The organism is Cohnella faecalis (genome assembly GCF_003570905.1).
GTDB lineage: Bacteria > Bacillota > Bacilli > Paenibacillales > Paenibacillaceae > Cohnella > Cohnella faecalis.
The window spans coordinates 1-21,814 of sequence record NZ_QXJM01000029.1; the positions used below are offsets into that span (position 1 = coordinate 1).

General features: G+C 56.1%; 20 protein-coding genes and 2 pseudogenes. 6 read left to right on the plus strand and 16 right to left on the minus strand.

Annotated features, from left to right (window positions below):
* The 6 genes and pseudogenes from D3H35_RS35350 to D3H35_RS07860 form a co-directional block, all read right to left on the minus strand.
* A partial coding sequence (locus D3H35_RS35350; RefSeq protein ID WP_459178244.1) for a class I tRNA ligase family protein occupies positions 1-1,017 on the minus strand: 1,017 nt, incomplete at its 3' end.
* A complete protein-coding gene (locus D3H35_RS34695) occupies positions 1,014-1,550 on the minus strand; it encodes a class I tRNA ligase family protein (RefSeq protein WP_411675131.1) in 537 nt (178 codons plus the stop codon). The genes D3H35_RS35350 and D3H35_RS34695, both read right to left, overlap by 4 nt.
* Before the next feature lie 116 nt (positions 1,551-1,666).
* Positions 1,667-2,188, minus strand: coding sequence for a hypothetical protein (locus tag D3H35_RS34700; protein WP_411675132.1), 522 nt, complete (start codon positions 2,186-2,188; stop codon positions 1,667-1,669).
* Positions 2,185-2,796 (minus strand): class I tRNA ligase family protein, encoded by a 612-nt coding sequence (locus tag D3H35_RS34705; protein ID WP_411675133.1) that lies wholly within the window; start codon positions 2,794-2,796, stop codon positions 2,185-2,187. Before D3H35_RS34705 ends, D3H35_RS34700 begins: the two co-directional genes overlap by 4 nt.
* A 395-nt stretch (positions 2,797-3,191) precedes the next feature.
* Positions 3,192-4,161, minus strand: a pseudogene (locus D3H35_RS07855) (aldolase catalytic domain-containing protein).
* 40 nt (positions 4,162-4,201) lie between these two features.
* Positions 4,202-5,176: a hypothetical protein gene (locus D3H35_RS07860; RefSeq protein WP_119148551.1), complete on the minus strand. Its 975-nt coding sequence runs from the start codon at positions 5,174-5,176 to the stop codon at positions 4,202-4,204.
* Between the two features lie 186 nt (positions 5,177-5,362).
* Between D3H35_RS07860 and D3H35_RS07865 the strand changes: the two genes are divergently transcribed.
* From D3H35_RS07865 to D3H35_RS07880, 4 genes are read left to right on the plus strand one after another with little or no spacing between them, the layout of a single operon-like run.
* Positions 5,363-5,899, plus strand: coding sequence for a hypothetical protein (locus D3H35_RS07865; RefSeq protein WP_119148552.1), 537 nt, complete (start codon positions 5,363-5,365; stop codon positions 5,897-5,899).
* Positions 5,900-5,934: 35 nt separating this feature from the next.
* Positions 5,935-6,666 carry a hypothetical protein gene (locus D3H35_RS07870; RefSeq protein ID WP_119148553.1) on the plus strand — a complete coding sequence of 244 codons (732 nt, stop codon included), beginning with the start codon at positions 5,935-5,937 and terminating at the stop codon, positions 6,664-6,666.
* A gap of 18 nt (positions 6,667-6,684) precedes the next feature.
* Entirely contained in the window at positions 6,685-7,461 is a 777-nt protein-coding gene (locus D3H35_RS07875) for a hypothetical protein (RefSeq protein WP_119148554.1), read from the plus strand.
* Between the two features lie 5 nt (positions 7,462-7,466).
* Positions 7,467-7,748, plus strand: coding sequence for a hypothetical protein (locus tag D3H35_RS07880; protein WP_119148555.1), 282 nt, complete (start codon positions 7,467-7,469; stop codon positions 7,746-7,748).
* Positions 7,749-7,844: 96 nt separating this feature from the next.
* Here the strand turns inward: D3H35_RS07880 and D3H35_RS07885 are convergent, their stop codons facing one another.
* From D3H35_RS07885 to D3H35_RS07910, 7 genes and pseudogenes are all read right to left on the minus strand, one after another.
* Entirely contained in the window at positions 7,845-8,465 is a 621-nt protein-coding gene (locus D3H35_RS07885; RefSeq protein ID WP_233567823.1) for a 4-hydroxybenzoate synthetase, read from the minus strand.
* A 13-nt stretch (positions 8,466-8,478) separates the two neighbouring features.
* Positions 8,479-9,987 (minus strand): class I adenylate-forming enzyme family protein, encoded by a 1,509-nt coding sequence (locus tag D3H35_RS07890; RefSeq protein WP_158593991.1) that lies wholly within the window; start codon positions 9,985-9,987, stop codon positions 8,479-8,481.
* On the minus strand, positions 9,984-11,774 hold the full coding sequence (locus D3H35_RS07895) for an AMP-binding protein (RefSeq protein ID WP_119148557.1): 1,791 nt from the start codon (positions 11,772-11,774) through the stop codon (positions 9,984-9,986). The genes D3H35_RS07890 and D3H35_RS07895 overlap by 4 nt, the downstream gene beginning before the upstream one ends.
* Positions 11,771-13,117, minus strand: a complete 1,347-nt coding sequence (locus tag D3H35_RS07900) for a phenylacetate--CoA ligase family protein (protein WP_119148558.1) — start codon at positions 13,115-13,117, stop codon at positions 11,771-11,773. The genes D3H35_RS07895 and D3H35_RS07900 overlap by 4 nt, the downstream gene beginning before the upstream one ends.
* 1,055 nt (positions 13,118-14,172) lie before the next feature.
* The gene (locus D3H35_RS07905; protein ID WP_119148559.1) at positions 14,173-15,096 is read right to left on the minus strand and encodes a LysM peptidoglycan-binding domain-containing protein; all 924 of its coding nucleotides are present in this window, start codon (positions 15,094-15,096) and stop codon (positions 14,173-14,175) included.
* Positions 15,097-15,221: 125 nt separating this feature from the next.
* Positions 15,222-15,311, minus strand: a pseudogene (locus D3H35_RS34065) (hypothetical protein); the annotation flags it as partial.
* Positions 15,272-15,514 (minus strand): hypothetical protein, encoded by a 243-nt coding sequence (locus tag D3H35_RS07910; RefSeq protein WP_119148560.1) that lies wholly within the window; start codon positions 15,512-15,514, stop codon positions 15,272-15,274. The gene D3H35_RS07910 and the pseudogene D3H35_RS34065, both read right to left, overlap by 40 nt.
* A gap of 252 nt (positions 15,515-15,766) precedes the next feature.
* Between D3H35_RS07910 and D3H35_RS07915 the strand changes: the two genes are divergently transcribed.
* On the plus strand, positions 15,767-17,143 hold the full coding sequence (locus D3H35_RS07915; protein ID WP_158593992.1) for an ABC transporter substrate-binding protein: 1,377 nt from the start codon (positions 15,767-15,769) through the stop codon (positions 17,141-17,143).
* 60 nt (positions 17,144-17,203) lie between these two features.
* Here the strand turns inward: D3H35_RS07915 and hemL are convergent, their stop codons facing one another.
* A complete protein-coding gene (gene hemL, locus D3H35_RS07920) occupies positions 17,204-18,511 on the minus strand; it encodes a glutamate-1-semialdehyde 2,1-aminomutase (RefSeq protein WP_119148562.1) in 1,308 nt (435 codons plus the stop codon).
* Between the two features lie 81 nt (positions 18,512-18,592).
* On the opposite strand from hemL, the gene D3H35_RS07925 reads away from it, so the two are divergent.
* Complete coding sequence (locus D3H35_RS07925; RefSeq protein WP_119148563.1) at positions 18,593-19,255, plus strand: Crp/Fnr family transcriptional regulator; 663 nt, start codon at positions 18,593-18,595, stop codon at positions 19,253-19,255.
* A 7-nt stretch (positions 19,256-19,262) separates the two neighbouring features.
* Here the strand turns inward: D3H35_RS07925 and hemB are convergent, their stop codons facing one another.
* Positions 19,263-20,255, minus strand: coding sequence for a porphobilinogen synthase (gene hemB / locus D3H35_RS07930; RefSeq protein ID WP_119148564.1), 993 nt, complete (start codon positions 20,253-20,255; stop codon positions 19,263-19,265).
* A gap of 7 nt (positions 20,256-20,262) precedes the next feature.
* A complete protein-coding gene (cobA, locus tag D3H35_RS07935; protein WP_119148565.1) occupies positions 20,263-21,813 on the minus strand; it encodes a uroporphyrinogen-III C-methyltransferase in 1,551 nt (516 codons plus the stop codon).
* Position 21,814 lies beyond the last annotated feature (1 nt).

Here is a 21,814-nt window from a genome sequence, read left to right on the forward strand (position 1 = left end):
GCTCGAGCAGCAGTTCCATTCGCCGAGCCCGGGCCTTATTCCTACCGTCGGCATAAGCCCGGTTATCCAGGCGATCGCTTCCGCCGCCGTTCGGAAAGCCGGCTGTATCTCCGATTGTTGATCGTTCATCGTTGCCATGCCTCCATCATCCCCGCAGCCGGCGATCCTAGCCAGCACTTTGTCGCTTGTCGCGGTAATCGTCGCCCTTGCCCGCTCCTGCTCCACGACGTGAGCAGGCGCTTTGGCGATGTAGCCTTCGTTGCCGAGCTTTTTCTCGACACGCTCTACCTCGGAATTCAGCGCCGCAAGCTCTTTCTCCAAACGGGCGATTCCTGGCCGATATCGATTAGTCCGCCAGCGGCAAATAAGCTCCGCGCCCGTCATCATAGCCGACATCGCTTGTCCGGCGCCGATAGCGAGGCATCGATCGCAAGCTGCGACGTATTGCAGAAGCGGCGCAAATAATCCTCGTTGCGAAGCATGATTCAAGCTCCGCTTCTCCCGCAGGCTTGATGAGCAGCTCGATCTTTTGCCCGCGCAACGTTTACTTCTGCGCGAACGTTGCGGACGGAACGAATCGCTTCCATCAGAAGCTCCATTTCCTTGACCGCATCCGGAGCTTCGAAAGCAGGATCGTACTTCGGCCACTCGGCAAGCGAGATTGTCTCGCCCGCTCGTGCGGCAGATGCTGCCAAATCTCTTCGACAAAAACGGCATGAAAGGATGGAGCAGACGCTGGGTCCGATCCAGCACGTAGGCAAGCACCGACTGCGTTCCTTTTTTGGCTTCCGCGTTATCGCTCCACAGGTTCAGCTTGGCGAACTCGATATACCAGTCGCACAGATCGTCCCAGATGAAATTATACAGCAGACGTCCCGTCTCTCCGAATTCGTAGGAATCCATCATGCGGGTAATGTCGCGCGTCGTCTCGTGGAACCGGTGCAAAATCCAACGGTCGGCAGTCGAAAGCGGTCCGGTCAAATCGATATCGGATACGGAGAAGCCTTCCAGATTCATAAGCGCGAATCGGGACGCGTTCCATATTTATTGGCAAAATTGCGCGCTTGCTCGACCTTCTCCCAACGGAAACGAAGGTCTTGCCCCGGCGTGCTTCCCGTCGAAATCATGAAGCGCATCGCATCCGCGCCGTACCGCTCGATAACTTCGATAGGGTCGACGCCGTTGCCGAGCGACTTCGACATCTTGCGCCCTTCGGAATCGCGGACGAGTCCGTGAATAAGCACGTCCTTGAACGGAATTTGCTCCGTAAATTCAAGGCGGTGAAAAATCATCCGGGCAACCCAGAGAGTAAATAATATCGTAGCCGGTAACGAGAACGTCGTCGGGTAATATCGTTGCAAATCTTTCGTGTCGTCAGGCCATCCGAGCGTTGAAAACGGCCATAGCGCGGAGCTGAACCACGTGTCGAGAACGTCCTCGTCCTGACGCCATGGAGAACCCGGCTCGCCCGACCCTTCCGGAGCTTCCATGCCGACGTGCAGCTCGCCCGTTGCATCGTTGTACCAGGGGGAATGCGATGCCCCCACCACAGCTGACGGGAAATGCACCAATCGCGGACATTCTCAATCCAATGCAAGTAAATTTTCTCGAAACGGTCGGAACGAACTGGACTCCCGTACCCGATTTTTGCGAATCGATCGCTTTCTCAGCGAGCGGCTTCATGGATACGAACCACTGCGTAGACAAATATGGCTCGACGACCGCACCGCTGCGCTCGCTGTGGCCGACCTGATGCACGTGCTCCTCGATTCGAATGCACACTTGCTGCTCCTGCAAATCCTTCACGATCGCTTTGCGCACTCCGCCCGGTCCATCCCTTGTACGGACCCGCATTGTCATTCATGCGGCCGCTCTCATCCATCACGATGATTTGCGGCAATTGGTGACGCGCGCCCACCTCGAAATCGTTCGGATCGTGCGCAGGCGTAATTTTGACGGCGCCGCTGCCGAACTCCTTGTCGACATACTCGTCGCCGATAATCGGAATTTCCCGACTGACGATTGGGAGCAGAAGCATCTTGCCGATCAAATGCTTATAGCGCTCGTCTTCCGGATGAACCGCTACGGCCGTATCTCCCAGCATCGTTTCCGGACGCGTCGTCGCGACGGTCAGATGACCGCTTCCGTCTGCGAGCGGGTAGCTCAGATGATAGAGGTTCCCGTTCACTTCTTTGTATTCGACCTCGATATCGACAGAGCCGTACGCGCCGCCGGATCCCAGTTGATGATCCGCTTCCCGCGATAGATCAATCCTTTGTCGTACAGACGAACGAACACTTCGCGAACCGCTTTGGAAAGGCCTTCGTCCATCGTAAACCGTTCACGCGAGTAATCGAGGCTTAGGCCCATCTTGGCCCATTGGCTCCGAATCGTGCCCGCGTAGTGTTCCTTCCAATCCCAGACTTTCTCCAGGAACGCTTCGCGGCCGTAATCGTAACGGCTTTTGCCTTCCTCCTCGCGCAGCTTCTGCTCGACCTTCGTCTGCGTGGCAATGCCCGCATGGTCGGTGCCGGGCAGCCAGAGCGCGTCGAACCCTTGCATTCTTTTGAAGCGAATCAGAATATCCTGCAGCGTGTAATCGAGAGCGTGGCCGATATGAAGCATGCCCGTCACGTTCGGCGGCGGAATGACGATCGTATATTTCGGTGCGTCGGGACGGCGTCCCGCTTGGAAATAGCCGCCTTCGATCCAAGCGTCGTACCACTTTTTCTCGGCGCTAGTCGGATCGTAGGTTGTCGGCATTTCAAGATTGACCCGATCTTGGGTTTCGGACATAAAAGATTAACCTCCAGCAGGCGATCTATTCTAAAAAACACAAAAACCTCCCGTCACAAAGGACGAAAGGTTAACTTCCGTGGTGCCACCTTAATTCCGAACAGGCTTCCATTCGCGGGAACCGTTCGGCGCTTGGTGCAGGATAACGGCTGCAACCGTCCCGTCTTAGTCCAGCCGCAAAGGCCGGTTCGAACGGGAAACTCCGGGGCGACTCGTACAAGCGTTCGTTCCTGCGGAAACCTTGCAGCGCCGTCTGACCGGCGGTTCCGCTCTCTGTAGGGATTTCGCTCGCACTCTTCCCTTTCCACGTCTTTCTCTCCTATTCTACCCGTCCCGCAAAAAGAGTCAACTGGCGGCCGCCCCAGCCGTCGGCCCATCTTGGGCTCCTATGCGTCTCAACCCGGCTTAATGGATTTTCCGGTTTCCGGCGTCGTCAGCTTGTCGAAAAAACCGAGAGACTTGTCCCGGTCAGGGGAACCCCGAAGCGCCATAGCCGAACGAGGATGCTCCCCGAGCGTGCCCGTTATCATATACGGAACGATATAGCCCCATTCCTCCTTTTCCCTTAGAGGAATCATATAATCGTCGATCATTCTCAAGATCGGCCGGAGGCTGTATTTGGCAGGGTTGAGCCGGGCGGCCAGCAGCTCCGTCGGACAATTCCCCGCCGCTCGTCCCATCCCGTAGACGGAGCCGTCCAGCAGCTCCACGCCTTTCTCGGCGCATAGCAGCGTATTGGCGAACGCCAGCTGCAAATTGTTGTGCATATGGGCTCCAGCCGTTTGTTCGGCAGAAGCTTACGAAACTTCTTTACCAAATAGCCGATATCGCTCGGCATCAGGCTGCCGTAGGAATCGACGATATACACGACGTCTACGACGCTGTCGTTGACAAGGCCGAACGCGCTGTCGAGCTGATGTTCTTTGACGCCCGAGAGCGCCATGATATTCAGCGTCGTCTCGTAACCCCGATCATGGAAAATGGAAATGAGCTCCAACGCCTTATCGACTTCATGAATGTAACAGGCGACCCGAATGAGATCGAGAACACTTTCCTCGCGCGGCAAAATGTCGTCAACGTCGACCCGTCCGATATCGACAAGCGCGGACAGCTTGGTGCTTCCCTTTCCGTAATGACCGCCCGCAGCCAGTCGTCGTTCAGGAAACGCCAAGGGCCCGATTTCTCGGCCCCCGGCAGCAGCTTGGGCGAATTTTTATAGCCGATTTCCATATAGTCCACGCCGGCTTCGTTCAAGCATCTATAGAGGCTCCTCACGAAATCGACGCTGAAATCCCAATTGTTCACGAGGCCGCCGTCGCGAATTGTGCAATCGACGACTTTATGATGACGTTTTTTTGCATCCATTGACGGTAAGCTCCTTTTGGCAAACCTTAATTTGATCCGATTAACGCGCCCGCCTCTTTCGCGCGGCCGGCTTGGTCCTGATCCGGACTGCGCTTCTGCGGGCGGCGGCTTTCGGACTTCGTTTGGTCTTCTTTTTGAATACGGCTTTTTGCCGGGTCCCGCTTGCAGCTTTGGTTCGATTGACAGGGACCCGTTTCCTAGTCCGTACGGGCTTGCGCGCCGAACGCGATCGTGGACGCCGGCCTTCGGCAACAGCGGCGGCAGCCGCGTTCGAAGGCTCGGACAGCGGAATTGGAGCCGCTGGTATCACGCTGTCGACTATCGCAGGCAGCATCGGCTCGCTAGCAACGGCGACGATGGCATCTGTCGGCGCAAAATCCGCGATTGCAATGGCAGCTTCAGGCTTAGGATTGGGTGGCTCGATTGCTTCGACATGCGCAGGCGTATGAATCGCGTTCCCTGCAACATGCGTTGGCTCGGGAAGCTTCTTTTCGGCAATTGGCGGAGACTTGTGCCATTCTCTGGCTCCCCGCTCAAATCTGCGTGGCTCGTTCCTTTCGCTCCTTGTCGGTTCGAGCAGTTCTTTGCGGATTTTGCGCTCCTTCGCCGGTTCGGGGGCTGTTTTCTCTGCCGGCTTCACAGGCTCGGACGGCTTCTTCTCGGCTTTCCGTTTGAGAACTTTGGACTCCGCGCCGGTCGGAGCCGCGGGAATTGCCCGGGGACTGGCGGGAATGACGGCTGGCGCCAACGGAATTCCTACATCAGAAGCGCCTCTGCCGTTAGTCAATGGCTGCCAGTCGTCCGCACTCGTTCCATGCTTCTTAATCAGTTCCTTCCGTATAAATTGCGCCCACTCCAGCTCCCCGTCGTCTTTTGGCGAATCGGCTTCCCGGGCATCCTCCTGTTGCTCCGGCGTCAAAATTTCTGCGGCCGGCGGTTCGATGGAATCGCGCTCGCCCTTAGAGGAATCCGCTTCAATAGGCCGATTGCGCGGCTCCGTTCCTTCATCGTCCACACGTATTCCTCCTTGATAGTTATGAAAGCTTACACGCTATTCTTTTTTAGAAAGACTTACTTCCCTATCAATATGTCGGAACGCGCGCCTTCGGCATGTACAGGAGCGGAAAATGGCTTAAACCTAACACTAATAACGCTCGGTCACCATACCGTGGAATGTGATTTCCATTTAGGAGGTTGATATATGGCACAGGAGGACTCCGGCGACAAACGGCTGAAAGAAGCCGTTAAGCTGCTGCGAAAAGGGGTGGACGGGGATAAAAAAGCGGCAAAGGACGCTTATGAACGCTTCGTCGAAATACGCGCCGCCAACCCATCGGATGCGCTGATTGAGGCCTATTACGGCAGCGCGCTCGCATTGACGGGCCGGGACGCCGTGAAACCGTTGGACAGGTCGGACAAAGCCCAGCAAGGATTGGACGCTCTGGATCGCGCGGTTGCGATGAACCCGGAAAGAGCGGAAATCCGACTCATACGCGCGGGCGTGTGCTCGCGTCTCCCCGAAGATTTTTTTCACCGCACAAAAACGGCCGTCGAGGATTTCGAATGGTTGCTGTCCCGCCATCGGACGGATCCAGGCTCGCTAACTGATCGGCAGCTCATCCAGGTATTGCTCGATCTCGGCGCGGCATACGAAAAAACCGATAAACCCGAAGAGGCGAAGGCCGCTTGGAAGCGTCTCGCGCAATTGGATCCGAAATACAAGCATTTGGCGAAATAGATTCACGTACGGAACATTATAGGGGAGAGATTGGAATGGAAAGGAAAAGCACGGGGAAGACGGAAAAAATATTGCTCATTATCGGCTTTATTCTCGGCGGCATCATCCTGATTCTGTTCATAGCAGCGATCATTGCGGCGATGCTGAAAAGGCCGAGAAAAAGCGCAATGGCCATAAAGGAGCTTCCGGTGAACCCGGATACGGCCGCCGAGCTTGCCGTTCCGCCTCCGCCGACAAACGAGCAACGGCTTGCCCGAGCCATCGACTTGCATAATGAAGGAGTGGCGGGTAATGCGGAGGCCGTCAAGGAAGCCGACCGCGAGTTCGAGCGGCTGCGCCGAGACTGCCCCGGCAATCCGGTCGCGGACGCGTTCCACGGCAGTGTAAAAGCGATGCTGGCGAGGGACGAGACCGACCTGGAGGAGCGATTTCTGAAGGCGATCGACGGTCTGTCGCTGCTTGACGAGGCGGTCGCCGCTTCCCCTCAAGACGTAACAATCCGAATTCTTCGCGGCAAAGTCGCTTATTGGCTTCCCGAGCCTGTATTCCAACGGACGGAAACTACGATTGAAGACTACGTTGTCGTCATCGACAAGGAGCTGCGCAAGCCGGGAAGTCTCGACGGTGAAATCTATTTCGAATTGATCGACGAGCTTAGCCAAGCCTACCGGCGGCTGAATCGGCAGCGGGAAGCGGAATTATGCGGAAGAAAGCTGCTCGTTCAGCGGGCGAACCGGCGAATGAAGCAAACGGGAACTATCACTTAAAGGGAGGCGGATTTCGACTTGTCGTCCTTAATATCGGAAAAAGGGAATACGCAGATGCTGAAAAAAAAGGCGGCCGGGCTTACCCGGAAAAGCTCTCAATCGGAACTATCGCCTGATGCCCCTCCTTCCACGCCGTTCGAGTACGGGCTGGATCTGGCGATTCGTCTTCATCATCAGGGCATCGAGGGTGATGCGAATGCCGTCAGAAAAGCGAACATCGCTTTCCAGCGATTGCGCGACGGACATCCCGGCCATCCTATCGCGGACGCTTACCATGGCAGCGTCATGGCCTTGATGGCTCGAGACGAGACGAATGTGATGCAGAAGATGCAATTGGCGAAACGCGGCCTCGAACTGCTCGACCAGGCGGTAGCTTCAGAGCCGCGCGACCGAACGATTCGAATGCTTCGCGGCAAAGTCGCTTATCGTCTTCCGGAGTCGTTTTTTCGGCGAACGGAGACCGCCATCGAAGACTACATCATCTTGATCGACGGTGAGATTCGTTCGCCGGGCGGCTTCGATAAGGAGACTTATTCGACGTTGATCAGCGAGCTGGCCGAAGCGTACGAGCGGATCAATCGTCATGAAGAAGCGGCGCTTTGCTGGAAAAACCTGAACAAGCTGACGGAAAATCCGGCATATCGCAAGCTCGCGCAACGAAAGATGAAGCCGGAAAAAAGCCTCCCAAGCTCCTCCAAGGCCGTCGAGACAAAGCCTCCGGAGCTTCGCGATTGGATCGGAGCGGCGGTTCTCGTCGCCGGGGCATCCGTCGTGCACTGGATAGGGAGGAGGTGAATCGCATGTCGAAAGCTAGCGAGGAATTTTCCAGTTTCGTCGGCGGACTGAAGCAGGAGTTTGATCAATTCTCCGCCAAATTCGCCGCAGCCGTCAAAGAAGGCGCGGAAGCGGCCGGCGAGCAAATTATGCCGTCGGTAGAAGAATTCTCCCGGCCGTCTTCGGTATTCGCCGAGAAGTTCGCCGCGGCCGTCAAAGGCGGCGCTACCGTCGCCGGCGGGCAGATCATGGCGGCGGGCATGGAGTTCGTTCAAGCGCTTATCGCGTCCAAAACCAAAAAACAATAATTGATCGTCTTCATAAATCCTTGCGGATATCGCGCAGCGTAAAAGAATGGCGAGTGCCGAAAGCTATCCGGCATTCGCCTTTCTTAATTTTTATATCTACGTCAGGTCGTCCTTTTTTTGATTGTCGACGATCGTCCGTTGGACTCGATGCATCACAATGCCGGGATTAAAATATTCGAGTAATAGAATACCGGGAACGGGGCCGAAGGACATCGTGTATTTTTTATAGGGCGCCTTGTCTTTCATGCGGGGAAATTGAAGCGCAAGCGGCCGATCGAACAAATCGACCGCTTCATCGGCCGATTTCCACCCGTATTCGGTCAATTTTCGCAATGTCTGCAAGCCTAGAGCGCTGATTGTCTTTCCGATTCCTTCCTGCTTCGAAGAGATAGCTTCGAACAAAGGCAGCGGCACGTGCGGGGAGCAGACGAGCGCGATATTGTGCGATACGACGAACCCGCTCTTTTCTCCGATCAGAACGGATTCCCTTACATAATACGGCCCGCCCGACGGTTGTCCGAACGGCGCCGCTTCCCTATCGTCCAGCTGCTCTTGCCGAATGACCTTCACCGTCATTTTGTCGTCCATCAACGTTTCAAGCATATCCGTCGTCCGTCCGTCGGTCGTGAGCAGAATATCGAACAGCAAGCCGTGCAAATAGTCGAACATCGGCTTGTCGTACGGAGATTCCTCATCCTTGTCTTCCTCGTTGGTCACATAAAAACCTCCCTCAACCGAATGTCCCTTCCCTTGGCAGAACTGCCCTTTGCGCCAATCTGCGGCGGTCTGCCTTTCCGGCAGCGTTGACCGGAATATCCTGAACGAACCATACCGCCGCGGGAACCTTGTAACGAGCCAGCCGGCTCTCGCAGTGTGCCAGCAGCTCTTGTATTTTGGCCGATTCCGAGCTCCCGTCCTTCCGTCCTTGATCGCGCAAACGAATGAATGCGACAGGCTCCTGCATCCGTTCCGGGTGATCGAGTCCGACGACTACGGCATCTTCAACGTCACGCGCGGCCCGCAGAACGTTTTCCACCTCTTCGGGGAAAATATGAAACCCGCTGCGATTGATCAAATCCCGCTTTCTTCCGGACAAGTGCAAATACCCCTGCTCATCGAGAAAACCAAGATCCCCGGTTCCGATGTAATCGTCCTCTATCGTTTCGCTCGTCGCCGCGGGATCTCCGTAATACTCCCGCATCCGGTAACGCGTTTTAACCCATACCTCCCCTACCTCGCGCGCGGGCAGCTCCTTGCCGTTCTCTCCTCTGACGACGGCATGCAGGAAGAAAGCGGGCTTGCCGCACGAGCCTCCCCTAGCCGCCCATTCGTCGTTATCGATCATTGCTATCGCTCCGGTCTCGCTCGTCCCATACAGATCGGTCACCTTCAAGTCCGGCATTCGCCGCGTTACGGTCGCCTTCAAGGAATCCGGCAACGGCGCGCCGGTTATCATGAGATGGTTCACCGAAGACGGGAATTTGGCTCCGGTACGTTCGAAAAATTTCAGCAAGCCCATCAGATCGATCGGGCCCATGCTAACAAACGAGACGCGGCGCAGAGCCATAGCGTTTATCCATGCGTCGAAATCGGCTTGCCCGGACAACACGACCGTGCCTCCTTCTTGCAGAATGTTGCATGCAGCCGTCAAATGCGCGCGAAAAAAGAGCGGACGGCACAGCAAATGCGCTTGCGGAGCCGTTCCGGAATCCGCTGGCGGCAGCGCCATATCGAAGACCGATTTCGGCACGACGATACCTTTGGGAGCCCCGGTCGTCCCCGACGAAAAAAAGACGATGTCCGATCCGAGCTCCGTTGCCGACCCCGCGCAATTCGGATAATCGCAGAGGTCCAGCTCCTCCAAGCAATAGACGCGAAAAGAAAGCTTCTCTTCGAAATCCCTTTCGTTCGCGAACGTACGAGTCGTTATCAATATCGACGCACGCGTTCTTGCCGCCAAGCTCGCGATATCCTCCGCCGTAAAGTGGACGTTCAGCGCAATCGGAACGAAATCCGCCCTTACTGCCGCTATCAGCACCGCTACGAATTCGGCGCGATTATCCAATAGCAGCAGAATTTCATCGCCCGGAGCAACCCCTGCCGACTGAAGAAAACCGATCCATCGTCCTGCATGCTCATCCAGCTCTCCGTAGGAAAGGGCAACGTTCTCGTCAACGACAGCAGGACGTTGCGGTTGAACGGAAGCCCAGCGGGCTATCGATTTCGAGACATCCTTCATTGGTCTTCGCGCACCTCTCCATCGGAGGGGGATGCTTCGGAATTGCCGGCCAATTGCCTCATCCATTCGTTCGCCCTCACATGCTTCGGAGAACGATCCAGCGCCTGCCGAAGCGATTCTATCGCTTGGCGCGAATCGCCCAGCTTCATATAACATTCGCTTAGAGAAACCCAAACGTCCGCATCGGCTTGCCCATGAGCGATGCAATAGCGGAACTCCTCTGCGGCAGCGGAGGGATCTCCTCCGAGCGTCCCGGGCGTATTCAGCAGCCTTGCTCCGTTCATGCGTCTGGCGAATGGAAGCTTCTGATCGATCGCGAGAGCGGCGGCAATTTCTTTCTCCAGCTGAGGGAGAAGCTTGATCTTCTCGAGCATGTTCCCCGCTTCGATCAGACGTCCGTACGCCGCTGCCAGCAAAGCGTGCGCTTCCGCGTCGGAAGGATCGAAAGCCGTCGCTTGCCCGAACAAGCGCCTTGCTTCCGAAAACCTCCCGTCGATCAGCTTGCGACGTCCCCGTCCGAGCCAATCGCGGACGGGATTGGCAGCGGGCGCATCGGGAGCGGCGTCGCCGTTGCGTTGAATATATACCGGTTTTTTCGACGGCGCATTGCGAACAAGCTCATCGCGATCCAGAAGCATCCCTTCCGCTGCAAACTCAACGTCGACCGGTACGCCTAACCGTTCGGACAAGCGAGCCCGAACCCCTTCCTCCGACCATTCCTTTCTCCGATGAGAATCGAGCAGGAATCGGATACCGTCCGCTTGTTCGACCGCTTTCCACGCATCCGGAGCCGGAACGAGCGAATAGACGGCATCTTGAATGTCCTTGCCGTCCAGGACGATCTCTCCGAACCTTATTCGATCCTTCGCCCTGCCGTAATGAACGAGCTTGCTCCCCGTCCGGCCGCAAGCGCATGCGCATGCCTCCACGCTAACGACGTCTTCGTTAAAATACCGCAGAAGCGGTGAAGCTTCGTGGGTTAGCGTCGTGATCGCGGCAAAGCCTTTCGCTCCCGGGTCGACGGGAGCAAAGCCGTCCTCCGCCAACGTTTCAACGACGAAATCCTTCTCTACAATGTGCATGATGCCGTGCTCGCACATCGCGGCGATATTCCCGGTCTCGGTAGAGCCGTACAAGTTGAATACCGGCACGCCCCATAACCGTTCGATATGCTGTCTGCGAAGCTCCCCCGTCAATTCTCCCGCCACGCAGAGCGCCCTCAAATCGGGATAGTCCTTCTTGATATCCGACCCGAGAAGACGAGCCGTCTCTGCAAGCAATTCCATCTCCCGGGGCAAGCCCGCGACGATGGTGACGCCAAGCCGTCTCATAAGCTCCAGCACGCGAGGGTACGGAGTAACGGGAGTCCGGCCGCTGGCGGGAACGACCCCCGCTCCGGCTTGCCTGGCCGCGTGCTGCATCAGAAACGCGGGAAGCGACATCGCGTAAGGAAACCGAATCAGCACCAAATCGTCCGGATTCAGCCCGACTCCGCACTCCCGCATCTGCTTTCCGCCCGTCTTCAAATCTTTGGACGTGAACCAGGACGCCGATGGCTCTCCCGTCGTCCCGAACGATTCGTGATATTGCGCGACTTCCCGCATGTCGACGGCAAGATGTCCGAATGAACCCGCTCTCCTAAGCTCCTCCTTGCGGGTTAGCGGAAGCAAGCCGATTTGAGCGAGACTAAGGCGCGTCACGTTTCTATTCCCTAGCTTTTCGATGTACAGCGGCGACTTGGTCAAGCGCTCCAGCAATTCCCGAAAAACTCGCTCCCGGCTCTTCATCTCACAAAAACCCGCGTCGCTTTGCCGAATGTCCGCGGCAAATCGCGCTTGATTTCGACATGGCAATCGACGCCCGTGCGGTTCGACATATGAGCGCGGATTTTCTCGGCCAACTGCGAATCGGTTAGCTTGGTGCGATACGGCTCGGCTTCGATCGTTAAACGACCTTGTTCGAGAATAAAGTGATACCACATGCCGACGTCGGGAACTTCCATCAGAAAATGCTCCAATAAGAACGGGGAGTAGTCGTCGCCGTTCAGGTTGATCATATTTTCCATTCTGCCCCTCAGCTGCAGGACGTCCATCCGAATCCCGCAGGCGCATTGCGACTTCTGCAAATAACCGATGTCTCCGCTCCGGTACCGAACCATCGGCATGCCTTCGCGAAGGAGCGTCGTGACGACGATTTCCCCGGTTTGGCTGTAGCCTAGCGGCGCTCCGGAAGCCGGATCTACGATTTCGACTTTGACATGGCCTTCCATGATGTGATAACCGTTATGTTCCTTGCATTCGACCGCAACGACGCCGCACTCGGTCGATCCGTAGAAAAACGACACCTCGCAGCCCCAGGCTTTTTCCAGACGCTTGCGAAAAGTGTGGGAGCAGCCTTCCCCCGTCAGCATAATTCTCCGCAGCTTAATATCTTCGCCAAGCCTGAAGCCGATTCGCTCGCTTTCTTCCGCCAGGAGCGCCGCGTAAGACGGCGTGGTGGCAAGCACGGTCGCTTCATACTCCTTCATCAGCGCAAGAGATTTGTCGACGGGAGCCATATATCCGCCCTTGCCTAGCGAAAGAACGGCCGTTCCGAACGCAAATTGGTACAGCCTTTGAAACCCGAGACCCGGAAGCGCGAATTCGTAAGGCAGCGCAATAGCCGCGACATCCTCTTCCTTCTCCGTGAAAAGCTCCAAATATTTGGGCAACAAATCGTAGACATATTGGTCGGCCAACGTGTAGGACGTATAGATCGGCTTCCCCGAAGTTCCGCTTGTAAGATGGACTTGACCTATTTGCTTCGGCTCGACGCAGAGCAGCTTTCTCTTATCTCCGCGAATGACATCCTTGTTCAACAGGGGCACGGTCGACAATTGCTCAAGGCTATCGATGCGCGGCTCCGCGAAACCGGCCTCCTCCAACGCAGTACGGTAAAACTCGTTATGGCTCCAAATGTGCTCTAGGGTCAAATTGACGGCCTCGAGTTGGTATTGTTCGCGTCTCTCCTGCGGGAGCTTCTCGATCGTTGTTCCTTCCTCGTCCAATCGGGTGAAAAACGGGATGAGCCGCTCCAAATGAGACTGATGCTCGTCAATGGAAACCGACATTTTATGGGACTGGGTTTTCACGAGTATCCTCCTCTTCGCATCGTGACTCTAGTTGCTCGGATCATGATATGTTAGAACCTTGCGAACAACTATCAACATACACCCAAAAGCTCGTATTACCCGGGGAAATTGGTGCAATCGCTCATGCTCTCGCACCTGCTGTATGAAGAAGAAAGGCAAGAACGAGGACGGAAGGACTGGCGCGACGGAGTTGTGACGCTTTTCAGCACAACGGGGGCTGGCGGCGGTGAGTTGGAGAGTAATTGTGACGCTTTCGAGCACAACTGCGACTATATGCGGGGAGTCGAGGCAGGGTTGTGACGCTTTTCAGCACAACGGGGGCTGGCAGCGGTGAGTTGGTGAGTAATTGTGACGCTTTCGAGCACAACTGCGACTATATGCGGGGAGTCGAGACAGAACTGTGACGCTTTTCAACACAACGGGGGCTGGCGGCGGATAGTTGGTGAGCAATTGTGACTCATACGAACACAACTGCGACTATATGCGGGGAGTCGGGGCAGAGTTGTGAAGCTTTTCAGCACAACGGGGGCTGGCGGCGGTGAGTTGGAGAGTAATTGTGACGCTTTCGAGCACAACTGCGACTATATGCGGGGAGTCGGGGCAGAGTTGTGAAGCTTTTCAGCACAACGGGGGCTGGCGGCGGTGGATTGGAGAGTAATTGTGACGCTTTCGAGCACAACTGCGACTATATGCAGGGAGTCGAGGCAGGGTTGTGAAGCTTTTCAGCACAACGGGGGCTGGCAGCGGTGAGTTGGAAAGTAATTGTGACTCATACGAACACAACTGCGACTATATGCGGGGAGTCGAGGCAGGGTTGTGACGCTTTTCAGCACAACGGGGGCTGGCAGCGGTGAATTGGAGAGTAATTGTGACGCTTTCGAGCACAACTGCGACTATATGCGGGGAGTCGAGGCAGAGTTGTGACGCTTTTCAGCACAACGGCAACTTTCTGCGAAGAGTCTGTTTGCAGCTCTTCCCTTCTCCCGAAAGCGCACAAAAGCGGTCCCGAGGTCTTTTCAGACCTGTCGGGACCGCTCTTGGCAGAAGCGTTGACGCTATGGAATATAGAGCACCTGGCCTTCCGAAATGTACGGATCGGTCAGCCGATTATGGAGCTGCAGCTCCCGCGTCTGCACATTGTAGCGGGTCGCGATCGCTTCCAGCGTGTCTTGCCGCTGTACGATGCACAGCTTTACTTTACGGAACGATTGATGCTCGGAGTCTTTCGCGAGGAACAGCTGCGTCCATTCCACTTCGTCGCCGGTGCTTTCCTTCGCTTCTTTTAACAAAGCGGCTTCTTCTTCCGCAAGCTTCGCGGCCAGAAGCTTCTGCTCGGCTTCGCGAATCGCTCCCTTTTCTCCGAGCAAGGAGAGCACCGTGACCGAAGCCGTCGGCTTGACCGGAGCATCGAGCGGCCTGCCTCCTACGGCAACCTTCAAATCCGCTTTGTCGTCCTTTGGAGCCTCCGAAGGAGACTCCGAAGGAAACTTCGATGACTCCTCCGCCGCATCGAGCTCGTCGCGGCGATCGGATACGTCGCCCCACAGGTTCGCGGAAGACGATCCGTCTGAATATACGATCCGCGACAATTCATCCTGACCCAAGAACCCGTCGGAAGCTTGAACAGCCGCTTCCTGCTCCGGCTCCCTGCCGACTTCTTCCTCGTATTGTACCGCCTTATGGCCGAACGAGGGATTCCCGTTCTGAAAAAAGGACAGCCAGCCGTTGTCCGGCTGCGTCTGCTGCTCGGCGGAAGACAGCGTCGCGCTTGAATAAGCCTCGCCCCCGCCTCCGCCATCATCGCGCCCGACTGGCGCGCCTTGCTCCTCAAGCTCGTATCCCGGCCATGCCGGCGTGAACGCTTGTTGTCCGCCGGTCCCCCAGACGTTGTCTTGCTGAGCCGGCGCAGGCTCATAAGGCGGGCGCTCCGTCGTTCCCTGAACCGACTGGGCATAATCCGAATAATAAGGCTCTTCCACAGGCGCTTGATGAACGACCGTAAAGCTGTCCTCCCGCCATACGGGCGCCCCGCGCTCGCTACTTCCAGCCCTCGCAAAGCGAGCACTCCCGTCACGTTAAGCGAACGGGTGGACAACAAATCGACATCGAAGTTGTCGATCTCCACCGCCAAATCCTCGACCCGGTGAACCCTGCTCAGCGGCAGTGTAATTTCGACCGGAATCCAATGCTCCAACTGCGAGATTCCGGGCGAATCTTGCGATTTGTACACGCCGGATAGCAGCAGATGCCCCTCAGGAGCACCTCGTCCTCCTGCGGAAGCGCCTGCATATGCGGGACGAGCTCGATTTCCTCGAGTTCTTCGATAGCGGCCACTTCATCGGGTAGATGAACCCGCTCGTAAATATCGAAACGCAAACCGTTAGACTGATCCGTCACGACTGACGTCCTCCTTTCGGCATTGGCGCCGGAAGCTCCGTTTTCCGGGCCGTTCCAACTCACTAACTATCTATATGCCGCCGAAAGTCGGGCATGCCACCTAAGGGCACAAAATACAAACAACCCCTTCTTCTGCCGAACCGGCTCGCCTCATTCGATCGGCAAAGAAAACCGGTTGCCCAATTACCGAGATCAGACTATTCTATAAATAGAATTTTATTACAAAATATACAGAGAAAAAGAGGGGTCGCATTGAAAAGCTCAAAAGCAAGTTCGTCTCTAATTCTATTGCTATGTTTGTTGCTGTTGTCCGCCTGCTCCCAAGACGGCAAAAAGCTGAAGCCGTTCGATCCGAAGAAATCTACCCGCATTAAAATCATGTACGACAGTCCGGGCTATTACGATCAGGATTACGGCCGATATTTATCTGCCAAATATCCGAATTTGGAGGTAGAGGTTGCCTCTACGGACACTCTGTTCGGAAAACCGTCGTCGGAGTATAAAAAATTCATCCAAAATGAAAATCCCGACGTACTTCTGCTCACTCCCGATTTGTACGAGGAATACGTATTGGCCGGAAAGCTGATGCCGCTGGACGAATTAATTACGCAAGACGCGTTCGACATCGAGAACATTCAGCCTTTTATCGTCGAGTATCTTAAAGAGAAGGGCGAAGGAAAAATTTACGGGCTTGCCAACAGCTTCTACAGTCTAGGACTGTACTACAACATCGATTTGTTCCGGAAGCACGGAATCGAAACACCTCGAAACGGCATGACCTGGGAGGAGGTCGCCGCATTGGCGGGCCGGTTCCCTCATAGCGGCTCCGGCGATGATCGAGTCTATGGCCTGCAAGTGGACGGCGACTACTCTCCCGCGCTTAATCTGCTGTTGTCGCTGACCGGCACGCAAAATTTAAGGCTTGTCGACAAAGACGGCTCCAAGCTTCTGCTCGATACGGCTTCCGTCAAATCGGCTTACGAGAAGACCGTAGACATGCTCGCTTCGGGAAGCTTGTACGCCGATCCGATCGACAAGACGCTGCAAATCGGCGATACGCTCGAAGGCTTTTTGGAGCGCGATCCATTCCTCATGAATAAAGTAGCCATGACCATTCGCCCTTCCTGGTATATGTCCGACATCAGAGGATTCTCGTCCGGCCCGAAAAAACATAAGCCTGCCTCCTACGGCGTCGCCACCGTCCCGGTCGATCCGTCCAACCCCGGCGCTTCGGCTCATGTCGGGTTAAGCAAAATTTTTTGCGTGAGCGCTTCGGCTTCAAACCCCGGCGCCGCTTGGGAGTTCGTGAAATACGTTAACGGCGGGGAGCTTGCAGCCATCAAATCCAAAACGGACTTGCCCGAACTCCCGGCCCGAACTGCCGCCAAGGAAGACAAGGACGGTCGAAGCCTGGAAGCCTTCTACTCTCTCAAACCAAACATTTCCTTTCATCCTCTAACGGAAGACGTTCCGCGAGCCTTCCTTCTGGATTGGGACAAAACCGTATCCGAGCAGACGACGGCTGCTATTGAAGGCAAAATTTCGAGCGAAGCCGCCCTCAAGTCCATCCAATCTGAAGGTCAAGCGAAGCTTGCAAAAGCGGGCAGCGCCGAAAGCAAGAAGTCCTAAACAAGCGAAAGAGCCTCTCCTCATCCGATGTGCCGGTTGAAGAGAGGCTCTTTCGCTTACCTAATCATTCAGCTCTGAAAAAGCGTCTTTGTATGCCTCGATAGTCGAATCGATATCCGCTTCCGTATGGGCCGTCGACACGAACAAGCCCTCGAACGGCGATGGCGCGATGTTGACGCCCCGATCGAGAAGCTTCGCGAACAAGGAGCGGAACCGTTCCGTATTCGCTCTTTTCGCCGTCTCGAAATTGATAACGTGCTCATCCGTGAAAAATGGACAAATCATCGATCCGATCCGATTGATCGTCAGCGGAATGCCGGTTTCCCGGGCGCTATTCTCAAGCCCAAGCTGCAGTCTGGCCGACAATCGCTCAAGCAGTTGATAGCTCTCCGCGTTCATCAGCTTCAACGTGGCGAGTCCGGCGGCCATCGCCAGCGGGTTGCCCGACAGCGTTCCGGCCTGGTAGATCGGACCTACAGGCGCCATCTGCTCCATAATGTCTCTTCGGCCTCCGTAAGCTCCGACCGGAAGCCCTCCCCCGATCACTTTGCCGAGACAGGTCAAGTCCGGCGTAACGCCGAACAAGCCTTGGGCGCAATTCAAGTGAACGCGGAAGCCCGTCATGACCTCGTCGAAAATGAGCAGACTGCCGTAATTTGTCGTCAGCTCGCGAAGCCCTGTCAAAAAGCCGGGCAGCGGAGGCACGACGCCCATATTGCCGGCAATCGGCTCGACGATAACCGCCGCGATATCGCCCCCGAACTTCTCGAAGGCGGCCTTCGCCGATTCCAGATCGTTATAGGGAACCGTTATCGTATGCGCAGCGACGCTCTCCGGAACGCCTGGACTGTCCGGCAGCCCGAGCGTCGCGACTCCTGAGCCCGCTTTAATAAGCAAGCTGTCCGCATGCCCGTGATAGGAGCCTTCGAACTTCAGTATTTTGCTCCGCTTCGTATAGCCTCTTGCGAGCCTAAGCGCGCTCATAGTCGCTTCCGTACCGGAGTTGACCATCCGAACGATATCAATGGAAGGAACCCGCTCGCTGACCAACTCGGCCATCTCCGTCTCCAGTTCCGTCGGCGCTCCGAAGCTCGTTCCCTTTTCCGCCGTACGCTTGATCGCTTCGACCACGGTCGGATGCGCATGTCCCGCGATCAGCGGTCCCCAGGAAAGCACGTAATCGATATAAGTCTGGCCGTCGATGTCCGTAATGCGGCTTCCGGACCCGCTCTCGATAACGAGAGGAGTAAGTCCGACGGATTTGAACGCCCGAACCGGGCTGTTCACGCCGCCAGGGATAAATCGCTTCGCTTTTTCAAAAGCGGCTTTGGAACGGGAATCCGACCGATTACGACGATTTTCACTCATGTTCGTCACATCCTACTATCTGAATTGGAAAAGGCTGTGGTACACTAAGAGACGTCAAGCAACTCACAGGAGGGTACGATAATGATAGAGTGGCTCAAAAAAGTATCCCTATTCGACAATCTAAACGACGACCAATTGGAACATATTTTACGTATCGCCAACCGGAGGACGTTTCAAACCGGAACGATTCTGTTTCAGGAAAAAGACTACGGCAACACGTTCTATGTCGTCTTGACCGGAACGATCAAGCTGTTCACGCGAAGCAATTCCGGCGAAGAAAAGATTTTATCGCTCGTCAACGCTGGGGAAAGCTTCGGAGAGCTGTCCTTGCTAGACGGAAGGCCGCGGTCGGCTTCGGCGCAAACGCTGGAGACGACAACCGTGCTCGAGCTGTCCTCCCAGACGTTCATGGAGCTGCTGCAAACCCATTTCGACATTACCCGCGGCATTCTGGCCGAGCTTTGCAGAAGGCTGCGCCAGACGAACGAGCACGTCAACGACTTGACGTTCCTCGACGGCCGCACCCGCGTACTCAAAAATCTGATTACGCTGGCCAACCAGAACGGCAAGCGCGACGGCCAGATCATCACCGTCCATATGGCTCTCAACTTCGACGAGCTGGCCCAGATGGCTGGCGTCACCAAGATCGTGCTGACCGACGTTATCCGGGAATTCGAGAGCCGAGGCGTACTTCAATTCGGCATCGGCGAATATAAAATCAATCTGCTCAAGCTAAGAGGCTGACCGTCGGTCAGCCTTTTTCGTTCAGCCAGCGAGCGGCATCCTTGGCATGGTACGTAATGATCATATCCGCTCCAGCGCGCTTCATCCCCGTCAGCGTCTCCAGAACGATCGCTCTCTCGTCGATCCATCCTTGCAAAGCCGCCGCCTTTACCATCGCGTATTCCCCGCTGACGTTGTAGACTGCAATCGGCAGATCAAAGCGGTCTTTTAGCAGACGAAGAACGTCCAGGTAAGCAAGACCAGGCTTCACCATAAGGAAGTCGGCGCCCTCGTCCACGTCGGCTTGCGCTTCGCGAAGAGCTTCCCGGACGTTGGCCGGATCCATCTGATACGTCTTGCGGTCGCCGAATTGCGGTGCGGAATGAGCCGCTTCGCGGAACGGCCCGTAATACGCCGACGAATATTTGACCGCGTAGGACATAATCGGCACGTGCGACAGCCCCGCCTCGTCAAGCCCGGCGCGGATAGCGGCCACGAAGCCGTCCATCATATTGGACGGCGCGATGATGTCCGCGCCCGCCTTCGCTTGCGATACCGCTGTCCGCGCAAGAAGCGCGAGCGAATCGTCATTGTCGATAACGGGACCATCGGCGGTATGATGCACGACTCCGCAATGCCCATGGTCGGTAAATTGGCACAAGCAGGTGTCCGCTATGACGATTAACTCGGGATAAAGCTGCTTAATTCGGCGAATGCCCTGCTGAACGATGCCATCCTCGGCGTAGGCCGACGATCCGACCGCGTCTTTGCTATCCGGAACTCCGAATACGAGCACCGATCGGATTCCTGCGGACACAAGCTCCGACAATTCCTGTTCGACAGTGTCAAGCGAAAAGTGAAAGACGCCGGGCATCGACCTGATTTCATGCTTGATGCCGGTGCCGGGCACGATATAGATCGGAGCTATGAAATCGTTCGCGGTCAGAATGGTCTCTCTTACGAGCGAACGCATGGATGCGCTGTTTCTGAGCCTCCGATTGCGAGTTACGGGAAAAGTCATTGGAAGATTAACCCCTTTCTTTCGAACGCCGATTGGCCGCCAAAGCGTCGATCAATCCTTCGATCGTCGAATGCTCCGCGGTCACGGTCACTTGAAGTCCGTTTTCTTCCGCCGTCCGGGCCGTTATCGGTCCGATACATACGATGTCGATGCCCTTCAGCCATGCGGCGGGATCTTCCGCCCCGAGTCTTCTGAGCGCTTCCAGCAAGTTAGTAACGGTGGACGAGCTGGTGAACGTGATCGCATGGATATCTCCGTCGCGGAGCATTTCCGGCAGGAAAGGATCGTTGTTAACCGCCAGCGTCGTCTCGTAAACGTCGATTCCTACCGTCTCGACGCCTCTGCCCGCGAGCTCGCGGACTAGAACGTCGCGCGCCAAATCGCCGTGCGGCAACAGCGCCTTCTGGCCCGGGAGCAGCTCTTCCGCCAAGGAATCGAGCAAGCCCTCGGCATGAAATTTATCCGGTAGGACGGCGGCTCTGACGCCTCGAATACGAAGCGCCTCCGCCGTCTTCGGTCCGACCGCCGCGAACTTTGCCCGGTGAAAATCCCGAATATCTCTGGAGCACTCATCCAGCCAGCGGAAAAAGTAGTCAACGCCGTTGACGCTCGTAAGCACGACCCAATCGTACGTCTCCGAACGAAGAAGCGCGTCTCGAACGGCTTGAACGGCCGTCTCGGAAGACACGGCCCGTGTTTCGATAACCGGGAATTCGTAAGGCTCGCCGCCAAGCTCGTCGATCCGGTTCGTCAGCTCGCTCGCTTGAGATCGTGCCCGCGTAACGAGTATGCGCATCCCGAAGAGCGGCTTATCCTCGACCCATGCAAGCGTCTCGCGCTGACGGACGACATCTCCGACGATAATAACGGCGGGCGGCTTAAAGCCCGCTTCTTTCACCTTGTCCTCGATATTGGCCAGCGTGCCTACAATCGTTCGCTGTTCCGCCCGAGTCCCCCAGCGCACTAGCGCGATAGGAGTTTCCGGCGAGCGTCCGTGCTTGACGAGCTGCTCGCTAATATAGCCGACCTTGGCGACTCCCATCAAAAAGACGAGCGTGCCGGTGGCGTTCGTTACTTTGTCCCAATGAATCGATCGATCCAGCTTGTCCGGACTTTCATGACCGGTAATGATCGAAAAGGATGAGGCCAAATCGCGATGAGTTACCGGTATGCCAGCGTAAGCGGGAACCGAAATCGCCGATGTGATGCCGGGAACGATTTCGAACGCGACGCCGTTCTGCTTTAGCAGCTCAGCTTCCTCCCCTACCCGTCCGAACACGGTAGGGTCGCCGCCTTTCAACCTCGTTACCGTTTTGCCTTGAAGGGCAAGATCGACGAGAAGCCGATTAATGTCCTCTTGCTTCATCGTATGGCGGTCAGGCAGCTTGCCGACGTAGATTCGTTCGGCATCCGGTCGAGCTTCCGCAAGAAGCTGAGGGCCTGCCAGCCGGTCGTATACGATGCAATCCGACTTGCGAAGCGCTTCAAGCCCTCTTACGGTAATCAGCTTCGGATCTCCCGGACCCGCGCCTACGAGATACACTTTTCCTTTGGCCATC